Genomic DNA, 13711 nt, shown 5'->3' on the forward strand with positions numbered 1-13711 from the left:
GATCCATTTCATGGGATTTATTTTTTTACCTACTACCTCATTTTAAGTGCCTTGTGGACTTAATATTAAGCATCATCATCATTAGTGCTTTGAAGCTCATCAGAAAATTCCTGATTTCTAAAAACTACAAACATGCTCTTAGTTTATAATGGATTAAGCTCCACAAAAATAAAATCGTTGGCGAGGTTCTCTGAACGGGAAGTAGGATGCTGTTTTCCTTCCGTCAGTTGGTCTACTTTTTGGAATAGATATTCTTTCAATTCCCACATATTGATGGTTTGATCTCTGTTGATGTCCATTTCTTTGGATGTGATTCCAGATAAAAGAGAATAGGTGAAAACACCATTTTGCCAATTTTTATTTTCATAAGCAAATTCCAAACCGCTCGCACTTGAGAAAATAAAAGTACCATTTTGACGTCTTGTCTCTTGGAAAACTGCTTTGATTTTTGACAGATTGTCTTTGGTGTTTTTCCTGTTCAAAACCTTTAAACCTCTCGTATTTTGAGGGTGAAGACTCGAATCAGCAAAAGTATACTGTTCATCGAACAGTTCTCCAGAGTGACAAGCATCAACAAACATTACCTTTTGTCGAGCTGGGCAGTTATTCACAACCTCTTCTAATGCTTCAAAAGAAAGTCCCTGTGCAGAAGGTTTGCTGAAGTCAATCGGGTAGCTTGATAAATAGAGTTTTTGATTTTCTAAAACACCGTGTCCTGCATAGAAGACATAAACATGATCATCTACTTTTGCCGTTTTTAAGATGGCTTCAACTTCGTTCACTACACTTGTGGTCACTTCTTGATTAGTAAACGTCTTGCTAATAATTTCCACTCCATCTTTTTTTATCACTTTTTCCAAAGTAGATGTAAAATCTAGAGCATCTTTATCGGCATATTTTAGATTATATAATTGGTTTTGATGCTTAGAAACGCCTAAAGCAATAAAATAATACTTAGGGGAATAGTTGTTTTTATTGGCATAAACGGTTTGTGATTTTCTTAGTGATTCATTATTCAAAGCATCCGTTACTGAGACTTCAATCAAGTTTTTCCCTTGGGATAGCTCAATTTCAATACTTCCATTCCAGTCCTTTTGATTGTTCAATTTTTTTCCTTCTCTACCAAAAACAGGAACATTGTTCACCCAGATATTCAAATGGTTTAAAGTAGATGCAGAGGAAGCACGTAAAGAAAGCTTCAATCTGTCATTATCTACATTGTCAGGAAGTGAAGAGAGTTCAATTTTTGGTAAAGATATTTTAAAATCTGTCTCCTCAATACCTAACCACTTCATTCTTATTTGATGTAGTTCCTTATAGTAGTCTACCGTTTTTTGAGTAACAAAAGGGATTTTTTCCAACACTTTATCAGGACGGTTGAGTTGAATGTCAAATTGTTCAGAACTGTAAGGAATCTGGTCCACCATCACCGAAAAACTCTTATTCATATTGGGTGAAGTAAAGTAATACTTGTCTGGTGAGAACATCATAAAACCACTTTCTTCTCCTATGTACAAACTCCCTTTTTTAGTTAAACCGTTCTCCAATGTATAAAAAGCAATTTCCCCTGTGGGATATCCGAAAATAAAGTTTTTCTCATCAATTTTTTCAATAATGGAAGGAGGGTCACCAATGAAATAATTTTCAATAACAGGTAGTTTATTAAACCTATTAGGTGTTCCAGTCAAGTCAATTTTTTGAATATAGTCTCTTCTCATTTTGTATAAATAATGGTCTTCTATTATGATTGGAGAGATTCCAAAGATGCCAGGAACTTGGTATTTAAAGAATAGACCATTGTACTTTACTACAACTTTTTCGAGGATAGAATATTGATTCTCCTTCAAGAAGTTTATTTCCTTTCTGTTGATATCATATATATAAAAATGTTCTTCATTCTTTTTGGTGAAAAATAAAGTGCTATCTTTTAATTGAAAGTTATAGAGAGGGTGCTCAAACCATTTAATAAATTCAGATTTATTATTTTTTAAATCGTATTGCCATAAAAAAACTTTATAATCTTTTTTGTTAAAAGATCCCATATTATCGTATCCAACGGCATAAATAGTTTGTGAATCTTCATGATATAAGATTTCTGAGAACCTTCTATTTTTTCCAAGACGAAATATTTCTCTTGTATTTCCTGTTACTAAGTCTTTTCTTTTTAAAGTTTGTGCAGGCCTTTCAATAAGAAAAATTTCATTATTTGAAATAAAATAATCTTCAAATTTTTCTCTAATTGGATAATCAGGCAAGACTTTAGAAGTTAATGTATCAATTGAGAATGTTTCATTTTTAAAATCAATTCTTCTAGCGTATCCACCACCCCCTAGAGTGACATATAAAGCGTTATTATGCCATTTTAACTCATGAACCCATTTTGTGACTGAGGTTTCGCTGGATGGTTTAAAGTTGTTCTGAAGCAATTTTGCATCTAAATTCCAAACAGAAATTTCATTTTCAATCAGGTTATTTCGCCCCACAAACAGTTTATTATCTACTTGATATAAAGTTGTGACCTCAGAAATATTTCCTTTATCACTTAAAAAATATCCCAAATCAGTCTTATACCAATACCCATGCCTTGCTTGATGATGATGAAGATTTGCAGTAATTTCATTCGTTTTTAAATCTATTAGGTCAAGACTTTTAAACGGAACATCTGTTTCTCTATATCCAATTTTATATCTTGAGTTTTGAAATATAATTTTAGGATGATCTCCCCAGCAGCATCCATCAACATTACTTTTTTTGATTCCTTGCAGATAAAATGACTCAAAGAAATTTATTCCCTTAAGATGTGATTCTAGGCTTGAAATCATATTCACCTTTTCTTGAGGTGGCATGACATAAGGTGTGTAGGTACTAATGATATCATTATTTATTTCCAGCTTATCATTTTCGGATGCTTTAAAATATTGTGGTGCAACCTCAAACCAAGTAATAGGTTTTTCGTTAATATTTTCTAGGCCTACATATTTTCCGTAACTCACCTGTTGATTTGTAGATAAGTCCCAGATACTTATTCCTTCATTTTCATAAAAGCTAGCTAAAAGATTTTTCTCTTTATGGTAATCAAATCCAATGATATTTTTTTCTCCCCATTTTTTGATCGAAATGTCAAGCTGACTTTCATCAAACTTTTTTGTGTCATTTATATTTTTATTGATCCATTCATTTATTTTCATTTTCTGAACAACACCATTCTGTAATGAAAGATAAAGTGTTGAATTTATATATTTAAAATCAAATATATTTTTAGGATAATCAATCTTTGTAATAAGCGAAGCCTTATTATTTCTTTTGGTATTTAGGTCATAAAGATAAATACTTGAAGTCTTGTTATTTGTTTTTTTTGTAAAAATAAAAAGTTCCTCATCAGGGACATATTGATAGCTGTTATTGTCGATTAGATAATCATTATTAACTTGTTTTACTATAGGCTCTAAAAAGCTAGAAGGGTAGTTAAGATTATTGAGTACTAGCTTTCCCATCCCAGGTAGACTCTCTGCAAAATGATATGTAATGAAACGTCCCTTTTTTTGTTTTAGGTAGGCCTGTTCAAAGTTATTTTTTGCAATTTCTTTCACTTCACCATTCTCTTCATAGAAATAGCCAAGAATCTTATCATTATAATACGACATACGCATAAAATACAACCGTGGTCCATCTAAAAATGTAAACCCTGTGGCTAATTTGTATGTGTTTTCTAGGAGAGTATACTCTTGTTGGAGTGTTGATGATGAAAGGTTAAATAGGCTTAGTCCAATATAGTTTAGAGGAATACTACTATAATTAGAGTTTTGTGTCAGAAGTATTTGTTCTTCCTTTTCATCTACATCTATGTAAAAATATTCAGGATCTTCAGGATCAAAAAATGTAGTGTCCATTAGAGCGAGTTGCTCTTTTTCAGCATTTAAGAAAGGGATTGGCTGATTTCTTAAATCAACAATTTCAAAGTCTTCATTATTTTCGCCTTTAATACTGTAATTAAAGGAGGAATATTCTTGATTAGAATTTGTTGAAAGTGAAGGGAGTACAAAAGAAAAAAACAGGTTGTTATGAGTCTTTCCCCAAACTCTATTATTTTCTATTTCTACATCAGAAATTAAGGTAAATCCACTCTGATTTGGAAGTTGAAGAATTGTATCTCTTTCGCAAAGTATATTGCCTTGGTCTATACTATATTTCTTATTGTTTTTTCCTTTAATATATTTAGGATTACTATTTTCTTCTATTACTTCATAATCTAAATGTCTGTTGAAATTGTTACTATTATTTAAAATATCTAATAGTAGATATTCATGATCATTTAAATGAACTGAGATACTTTTACATAGGTCGAAAACAGACAGCGTTTTATTTTTTCTTGAAAAGATTGAAATAAATTTTTGGGCTGTGTAATCGTAAATAAAGCCTTTGTTTTTAGACTGGCTAAAAATCAGAGCCCATGGTTTAAATGGCAGGAAGCCTATAAATTCATAGTCCGTGTCTTTATTGATCAAAAAAGGAATATCAATGTCTTTTTCATTTTCTTTGTCATAGATTCCAAACTTATATCCATTATCCGAATAGTGATTGAATGCAAAATGGGGATGATGTGGATGAATAAAAATATCTTTAATGTCTTTACCTTTTGTGTTATGATTGCTAACCACAAGATCATTATCCAATAGGATGATATTTTTAAAATCACTGAGTAATAAATGGTTGCCAACTGTACCCTTGATTTCGTAAGTTTTATCTGTTGGAAGTTGTTTTGTAATACTCTGTTGTGCTTGTACGAAACAACTAGGTAAGAAGAATAAAAGGAGTAAGTATTTCATCGGTTTGTTTTAGTCAAGTTGATTAGTTGAAACGAAATTGATTCGAACAAATATAGAAATAAATAAAGAATATCCCTTTTCATTCAAACCACCCTCACACCTTCAATTCCAATATAAGTTCCCAATTCAGAAGCATTGATTTCAATAGTGCCATTAATGGTATAGACCCTGTTTTTTAGATGTTGCAGCGCTTTTGAGTTCTTGGAGTCGATGCAAATATCATTTTCAAAGTAGATGGCAATTGTGCCTTCTTCAAGTAAGAGTGAAATATGAATATTTTGTTGCAGAGGATATTCTATAGATAAGTCTAATAAGGCTTGTATAATTCTGTAAATTTGATTCTTTATAAGAAGGTCAATATTAGTATCCATTGGAGGGATATTGAGATGGATTTCAGCTGATGCATATTTCTTCTGATAACATAAATCTTCAATGACTTCGTGTAGGTTTTCATTTGTAAAATCAGGAGAAACCAAATAGTGGCTAATTTCCCTAATTTTGGTAATTGTAGAGCTGATGGAAGAAAGAATAGAAGGGCTATTGATATTTTGAGACTGATGTATATGGTCCAATTTACTGTTGACTTCTTGATCTAATTGTGCTTTGATTTGTTGCCTTTCTTTTTCCTGCCCATCAATAAATGCAGAAGTATACTTTTGAGTAATCTCAAATTGTGCTTTTTCGAGTTCCATTTTCTCTTTGTAAAAAAGATACGTCTGATAGAATAACAGAGACAGGTAAGCGATCATATCAAAGGTGATGATAATGTGAAAAATGTATCGGTGCACTTCTCCTTTTTCTGTGATGTTGGCATTAGGCAAAACCGAAAAAAGAATGATGGTCATGGTGGTAAGAGAAAAAATACCTAATGCATAATAAACCATTTTTCTTTTCTCTTTGATACCCAAATAAAGTAAAATTATAATCCCCACATCAGTCAGAGCAATATATAGAAAAGCAAAACTGATGATGAGTTCTTGTATTTCAATGACGTGTTGATTTTCACTGAAAAAAATTAATAGAATATGGGAAACTGCAATTGGAAGAAGTGAATGTTGAAGGATTTTACCAAAACGTCCTAAATAGTTTTTTTGCTGGAAAATAATGTGTGTGTAAAGTTCCAGTGCTAAATAATGATAAGTGCTAGAGACAATCAGTAAAACATATTTGGTATAAACAGCCGCTTGAAGCCCAAAGTAATCTGCCAATAATCCATACTCTATTTCGGGATAAGTAACATACAAAATGGAGCACAAAACATAAACCGCAAATACTCTTTGTTTTAAATAGATTGCACAAATTACTCCTAACAGCATTGTGATAAATATGAGCGATCGGCAAATTATTTTTATGCTATGTTCTACCTGATATACCTCTTCATATTTTTTTGTAGAATACAACTTTATACTTTGATTGATGGGCCAGTATTCATCATAAATTTCACAATAAATAGTAACTTCTTGACCGGCTTGAATCAAAAATGACTCACATAAACCGTAACTGACATTAGGAGGAATATATTGCGGCTCCCATCCGTATTCTAACGTCTTTGTTTTGCCATGCTCATCAATGATCCATAAGTTAAGCATTTTAACTACTCCATTATTCAACCGTAAAATCAAATGCTGATCAACGGCACTGTATACTTTCACTTTAAAATAATGAGTATCTCCATACTTGTATGTAATATCATCTTGGCATGCAACATCATTGTATAATCGTTCTTTATCGATGTTACTAATGTTGCAAACCTGATAGGTAAAATGATTTTCTTCTTTGGTTTGGCAAGAACAAATGAGAAGAAATAACATTAAAAAATAATACAATTTCATAATTCAGTAGGGGAGTTTAAAGCATCTGTTTTTGCATTGATAAAGCTGATTTTACTGCCTTTCATACTATTTTCAATGATCATCTGACCCTGTAGTTTTTCAATGCGGTGTTTCATATTATCGATACCAATCCCTTTGTTATTGAGATTGGATGGAAAGCCAATTCCATCGTCCATGTAATAAAGATTGAGGTGTTTGCGGGATGGGCTATAAATGTAATTGAGGTGGATGTTCTTAGCTTGACTGTGTTTTAATGCATTCACTAGAAGTTCTTGTGTTATTCTGATAAATTGGTTCTGAAGTACAGGAAGAAGTGCTTTCGGTATTTCTTCAAAAGAACAGTGTATTTTAAAAGAGGAAGATTGATATTGAAATACAAGCAATTCTATTTCTTCTTCCAATGATTTTTGTTGGTCGAATTTTGGAGAAAGACGCTTCGTTATTTCATCTAAACTGTGGATCGTTTCATTAATGATCGCTTCTTTATCCAGATTGGCAATTTCACCCATTTTATCCATAAGAGCCAAGTTTCCACCAATATGATCATGTAATTCTCTGCCGATGCGGTTTTTCTCATTTTCTTTCCCTTTCATCAAAGCCAAAGAATAGTCTCTCTGAAAGTTATTGTACTGCATTAATAAAATTTTCCGTTCGTTCATTATCTGATGGTATTTGTATAGGATAATGAAAATATAATAAGTAGAATCAAAGGCGAAAAGGTAATAAAAAGCAGTCCTTGATGCTTCTAGTTTTTGTGCTAAGCCCATGTTGGCAAGCCCTGAGAAATACATCATTACGGCAATATTGACCACAAAAATAAAAATGATTGCATTGGTGATTGGTTTCTTTAATTGGTACCCTTTAAAGACTAAATAGCAGGTAAACAGATAGGCAATATTAAAGCTTGTAAATCCAATTATGATATTGCTATTGTTGAGAATCAATAGTTCTTGAGGAAAAACAATTAATAAAAAGAGGCTGATAAAAATAATAACAAGCAGGGCGTGCATTACTTGAATAATTCTTTTATTAATGCCTTTACTATTAAAAATAAGGGCGTAATAAAAGAAAAAGAAGTAATAATGATAAAACTGTATGAAGATTAATTGTACATTCTTACTATTGACGGATGAGGGGATGATGTTTAGAATGAAACCATATTCAGCTTCAATAAAAAATAAACCTGCTGTGGTGCAAAAGACATAATAAAAGAAGATTTTTTTGCGAAGGTAAATCCCAAATACCATTCCTATAAATAGAAAAATACCAATAATGGATCGACAAATGATTTTTACATTTTTCTCGTAAACCAGAAGGTGTTTGACTTCATTTGGGTCTTTTAAACTAAAACTATCATTGTAGGCATAACCCAAGTCATGAATACTGTAATACAATGTCTTTTTTTCTCCCTTTTCAAAAGAAAGTGGAATTAATATACCTTCAGATTTATCTTTTGGGAAATGCATCACAGAGGTTCCATAATGGAAGTGTCTAGAGACCGTATCATCTTCTAAAACCCAAAGTTGAAAATCATGGAAATTTCCACCGTTAAAAAGCAGAGTTTTATCTTTCCTCTCTTTCAGTTCAATTGTAATTTTTCCATATATAATACTTTTGATCAGGTATTTTTTTGGAGGAAAAGGAGGAACAAATGAGGGCAGGGCATCAGCATTCAATTCATAAAATTGAATAACATGATCGGTTTCTTTTTCTTCATTACAACCTGTAAATAAAAAGAGAGTGCAGAGTAAAAAATAGAAATTAGCTAATGTTTTAGCAAGCATACCCACTCGATGAAATAATTTGAAAAAGCATAAGAGTTATTATATTAAAAACTGAATTATCGTCAACTTTCAAACGGCGTTTTTACAATTTACCATTTATCTTAGAGAAACCTATTGATGGTAATTATTTTGAATATCTAACTCAAACGTTATAAGTGAAATAACCTCTTGGTTATGTAGTTGTTTTTTCTGTTGTATTATTGAGTTGTATATTGATGAAATCAATTTGAACTCCATTTTCATTACTTTCAACTTTCATAATTCCATTTACCTTTTCCACCCTATACCTCATATTTTTCAACCCAACTCCATCTTTTTCCAATTCGGGTATAAACCCAATTCCATCATCTTTGTAATACAGGTTTAAACTATTCGTAAAGGGATTAAATTGATAATCAAAATAGACATTTTCTGCATGACTGTGTTTCACCGCATTGATCAGTAATTCTTGCGAAATACGTAATAATTGACTTTGCACAAAAGGAGAGTTGAGTGTGGAAATATTCAATGTAACATGCAAGTTGAAATAAGACTTTGAATACTTTATAAATAGTTGTCCCAATTCTTCTGTAAAATGATTTCTCTTTTTAGCATTTGGAGACAAACTCTTTATCATATCTTCTAGGCTGACAATTGTATCACTCAAAATAGCATTGGAGTCATTTTGAATGATGTTATCCATTTTATCAATCATGGCTAGATTACCACCAATATGATCATGCAATTCTCTCCCTATTCTATTTTTCTCTGTTTCTTGTCCCTCCATCAATGCTAAAGAGTAATCTCTTTGTAAAGAATTATATTTCATTAAAAGTGTCTTGCGTTCTTGTCTGAGTTTATAGTATTTATAAAGCATGATTACGATATAGTAAATCGAGTCAAAGGCAAATAAGCAATAAAAGATAAAATGAGAGATTTTATAATTAGGAAAGAGATTAAACTGAGAAAATATTGCAGGAAGAAAAACCACAAAAAGATTTACCAGAAAAATAAAAAGAGTTGCTTTTGCAATGGGCAACTTCAGATAAATTCCTCTGATCAACAAAAAACCAATAAATAGATAGGTTAGTAAAAAACTGATATGTCCAAAGATGAGGTATGTATTGCTGATATTGGTGAGGTACTCTGGAATTAATGCGTACGCTAAAAAAACGATGGGCATCAGACTGAAATAAACCTTTATTGATTTTATAAATTTTCGGTTTACTCCTTTGCTATTGAATAAGAGGGAATAATAAAAGAAAATATAAAAGTAGAAGTACAATTGTAGTGTTAAGAATTGTACTAATTTGATATGGAAGTAGCTGGGAGAGTGGTGTAATATGATACCAAATTGTGACTCTGTGTAAAGCAGGCCAGTGAAAGAAAAGATGACATAATAAAGCAATACTTTTTTACGGAGGAAGTAACCAAGACACAATCCAATAAATAAAAACAGGCCTAGAATTGACCGACAAATCGTTTTTATGGCAATTTCCGAGCGTATTATCCTTTCAAGTTTGTCATTATCTTCTAAACTAAAAGAGTCATTGAAGATGACACCTAAATCATAGATGGTATAATAAATTCTTTTGGTCTCGGAGGCTTCAAAAGAAAGTGGTATTTTAATTCCTTCATTTCTTTTTTCAGGGTATTTTTTAATGTTACTACCATAGTGTAAAACACTTGAAATAGTATCATTTTCTACTACCCATATTTTTATTTCATAAAAGGCAGTTCCATTGAAGTGTAAAGTTCTTTCACCTTTGCTTTGAGCGGTGATTCTAATCTCTGCATATTTTACATTTTCGATCACATTGGACTCTGTTTTCAAAGGAGTCATAAAAGAAGGTAAGAAAGTGCTGTTCAATTCAGAAGTTTGAATAAAAAACTGATTTGAATTGCTATGGTCTTTACTCTCTGCTTTTAGGGTGAGTGCAAGAATCAGAAAAGAGATAAAACTGAATAATTTAGTAAGCATGGCTACTAAAGCATGTTTTTGTTGTAGGTGATGGCAATGTTTACAGTTGTTAAGATACAATTATTCTGTTTTAATTCTATTTTTTCATTGAAAAATCTTACAAATTGTAACGTTCTTTGGACTGATTTAAGACCAATTTTTGGTGAGTGTTTTACCCAAAGGTATTTTGATAAAGCTAATTTTAGTACCGTTAGTATCCGTTTTAATAATCATTTTACCTTGTAGTTCCTCTGTTCTGTTTTTCATATTCTTAATCCCAATTCCTTCAAAATCCTTTTGGGCGTCAAATCCAATTCCATCGTCGCTGTAGTATAGATTCAGCTCATTTTTGTCGATATTTAAAGAATAGTTTAAATAAATTTTTTGAGCTTTGCTATGCTTTAATGCATTGGATAACAGTTCTTGAGTAATTCTATAAATATGATTTTGAATAGATCCATCTTTCAGAAAATGAATAGAAAAAGAAGTGTGTATTTTGAGATTTGATTTTTGATATTGTTGAATTAATTCGTGAAGTTCCTGTTCAAAAAACTTTTTTTTCTGAGTCTTAGGAACAAAGCCATTAATCATCTCTTCCAAACTATTCATGGTATCTTCTAATATTTCACTTGAGTTGAAATGCATTAGACTGTCAATTTTATCAATCAAAGCCAGGTTCCCCCCTACATGATCATGCAACTCTCTTCCAATTCTATTTTTTTCATTTTCCTGTCCTTTCATCAATGCCAACGAGTAGTCTCTTTGCAAATCATTGTATTTAGTCAACAAGCTTTTCTTTTCATTAATAAATAAATAATATTTATAAAGTATTACAAAAATATAATAAGATGAGTCGAAGGCAAAAAGATAATAGAACACTGAACGTGAAAGGTCGTCTTTTGGTATGATTCCTGAATTGGTAAGTACCGAGAAAATCATCACCACAACAAAATTTACCAAAAAGATAAACAATGCTGGCTTTGCAATGGGTATTTTTAATCGAATTCCCTTCACAAGCAGGTAGGTGATAAATACATAAGTACACCAAAAACTTGTGAACCCAACCAATACATTGAAATTTGAAAAGATATAATTATCCTGCTCAACGACAAAAATCAATATGCTATTGACTAGAGCAATGTAAAGGTAGACTTTCATTATTTTGGGGATATAATTCTTCAGGCCTTTGCTATTGAAGACAAGTGCATAATAGAAGAAAAAGTAAAAACAATGATAATACTGAACGATGACAGATTGAATGAATTTACCATTAAAATGGTCAGGTAAAAGATGGAGGATAAACCCATATTCAGATTCAATAAAAGCAATACCTGTAAGAGAACACAAAAGGTAATAGAAAAACACTTTTTTGCGGAAGTAAACCCCCAAAATAATCCCAAAACAGAGTAAAATACCAATTAGAGATCTGCAGATTATTTTCACTTTTTTCTCAAAATGGAAGAGATGTTTTAAGCCTTCAGGCGTGATTAAGGTATAACTGTCATTGAAGGCAAAACCTAGATCGTAAATACTATAATAAATTTTCTTTGTTTCTCCTGCCTTAAATTCAAGTGGTATACTGATTCCGCTGCTTTTTTCATCTTCATTTTTCACAAGTGAATCTCCATAGTGAATATACTTGGAAATAGTATCTGAGGCAACGACCCACAATTTAAGATCATGAAGGTTGCTACTGTAAAAATAAAGAATACGCTCTTCTTCTACCGTTGATTCAATGGTCAACTCCGCATATTTTATGCTCTTGATAAAGAAGGGGTGTTCATTAATGGCAGGAATAAATTCAGGCAAAGTTGTTGGAGACAGTTCAGTGGTACGTACTGTGAAATGATCTGAGTCAGATTGTCCATAACATTTTGCATAAGATAAAATAAGAAGAAAAATGTAGAGATAATACGTGTTTTTTCTTGGCATTTTTTCAAAAAAGAGAGTCGATCAACAAATAGTATATAAGTGTAAGCTTGGAAGGTCAAATTATAAGATATTTCTTATTAAAACTACATTTCTTGTTTATAAATTTCCATAATAATGAATGTATACGTTGTTATTTTTTAAAATATAAAAAAACGTACCAATAACTCAAAAATGAGATTGATACGCTTTATTCTAATTTTAAAAAGCAAATGATAATGTACACTGGCAAGGCTTATTTTTTCAAATATGCCCGCCTGATACACGTGCGTGCTAATAATAGAGTATTGCTGGTTTTGAAAAAAACATTAAGAAGTTTCCAGCCTTCTTTTTCCTTTGCGAATAATCTTTTTACTTTCAGGACCTTTTACAATACCTTTCTTATCATCTAACCAAACGATAGCCCCTGTAGGACAGCGTTGAATAGCATCTTGTGACTTGTGATCTTTATCGTAGTCAATCGCCGGTAAGTTGTTGATCATTTGGATTAAATTGCCTTTTCCATCCACAGCACATTTTCCACATGCAGAACAACCCACTTGGCATTCTTCTAACACTGCATCACCATTTTCAAGGTTCTTACAGTTGACCCACAAACGATGGCTGATCGGGTGGATAGAGAACAATCCTTTCGGACACGCTTCTACACAATCACCACAAGCTGTACATTTGTCTACATCAACTACCGGAAGAGAATGTTCATTGAGTGAAATCGCATCGAAATCACATGAAACGGCACAATCTCCTAAACCCAAACAACCCCAGAAACAGCCTTTGTCACCTCCTGAAATCAATGAGGAAGCTTGGCACGTTTTGAGGCCTTCGTATTTTGATCTATTGACAGCAACGTTGGTACCACCACCACAAGCGAGACGAGCCACTTGCTTTTCTTCTTTACCCAAGTCTACACCCAAGTAAGAAGCAATACCCTGCTGACCTTCTTCTGTATTTACTGAACATTTTCCAGGTAATATTTCACCTTTGACAACTGCTTCTGCAAAAGGTTTACACCCTGGAAATCCACAAGCACCACAATTGGCCTGCGGTAGTAGATCGTTGACAACATCAATTCTTGGGTCTTCATAGACGTAGAACTTTTTGTTGGCAACAATCAGCATGATGGCGAGTAGGAGTGTCAGTCCTCCCAAAGCCAAAAGTGCAGTTATTATTGTCATATCTTGTTCTTTTTTTAAGTTAAATATGATGTAGTAGCGCCAAAACAAAGTTCTGACGCTACGGACCACCAAGTACACCCCTTAGAGGTGAAAAAAAGTAAATCTTTAGGACAAGTACCAAGATGAAAGAAAACTTGTGTTACGTGTACCATAGTTAAAACTATGGACAAGTGATAAACAACCTGATCAAGACTAAAGTCTTGAAGGTTGAAAAACGTAGACAACA

At 32.2% G+C, this 13711-nt stretch carries 6 protein-coding genes; all 6 read right to left on the reverse strand.

Annotated features, from left to right (window positions below):
• Window positions 1-143: 143 nt before the first annotated feature.
• Window positions 144-4826 (reverse strand): caspase family protein, encoded by a 4683-nt coding sequence (locus AVL50_RS31805; RefSeq protein WP_062621977.1) that lies wholly within the window; start codon window positions 4824-4826, stop codon window positions 144-146.
• A gap of 83 nt (window positions 4827-4909) precedes the next feature.
• Window positions 4910-6658 carry a hypothetical protein gene (locus AVL50_RS31810; RefSeq protein WP_062621979.1) on the reverse strand — a complete coding sequence of 583 codons (1749 nt, stop codon included), beginning with the start codon at window positions 6656-6658 and terminating at the stop codon, window positions 4910-4912.
• A complete protein-coding gene (locus tag AVL50_RS31815; protein ID WP_062621981.1) occupies window positions 6655-8442 on the reverse strand; it encodes a hypothetical protein in 1788 nt (595 codons plus the stop codon). Before AVL50_RS31815 ends, AVL50_RS31810 begins: the two co-directional genes overlap by 4 nt.
• A 172-nt stretch (window positions 8443-8614) precedes the next feature.
• On the reverse strand, window positions 8615-10402 hold the full coding sequence (locus AVL50_RS31820; RefSeq protein ID WP_062621983.1) for a hypothetical protein: 1788 nt from the start codon (window positions 10400-10402) through the stop codon (window positions 8615-8617).
• Window positions 10403-10528: 126 nt separating this feature from the next.
• Complete coding sequence (locus AVL50_RS31825; protein WP_062621985.1) at window positions 10529-12313, reverse strand: ATP-binding protein; 1785 nt, start codon at window positions 12311-12313, stop codon at window positions 10529-10531.
• A gap of 305 nt (window positions 12314-12618) precedes the next feature.
• Window positions 12619-13485 (reverse strand): RnfABCDGE type electron transport complex subunit B, encoded by an 867-nt coding sequence (locus tag AVL50_RS31830; RefSeq protein ID WP_062622099.1) that lies wholly within the window; start codon window positions 13483-13485, stop codon window positions 12619-12621.
• Window positions 13486-13711 lie beyond the last annotated feature (226 nt).

Source organism: Flammeovirga sp. SJP92, from assembly GCF_001583495.1.
In the GTDB taxonomy this organism is placed as follows: Bacteria; Bacteroidota; Bacteroidia; order Cytophagales; family Flammeovirgaceae; genus Flammeovirga.

Bases quoted from the DNA above. Each gene is read 5' to 3' on its own strand.
- AVL50_RS31805 (WP_062621977.1), bottom strand. From the start codon at position 4,826: ATGAAATACTTACTCCTTTTATTCTTCTTACCTAGTTGTTTCGTACAA.
- AVL50_RS31810 (WP_062621979.1), bottom strand. From the start codon at position 6,658: ATGAAATTGTATTATTTTTTAATGTTATTTCTTCTCATTTGTTCTTGC.
- AVL50_RS31815 (WP_062621981.1), bottom strand. From the start codon at position 8,442: ATGCTTGCTAAAACATTAGCTAATTTCTATTTTTTACTCTGCACTCTC.
- AVL50_RS31820 (WP_062621983.1), bottom strand. From the start codon at position 10,402: ATGCTTACTAAATTATTCAGTTTTATCTCTTTTCTGATTCTTGCACTC.
- AVL50_RS31825 (WP_062621985.1), bottom strand. From the start codon at position 12,313: ATGCCAAGAAAAAACACGTATTATCTCTACATTTTTCTTCTTATTTTA.
- AVL50_RS31830 (WP_062622099.1), bottom strand. From the start codon at position 13,485: ATGACAATAATAACTGCACTTTTGGCTTTGGGAGGACTGACACTCCTA.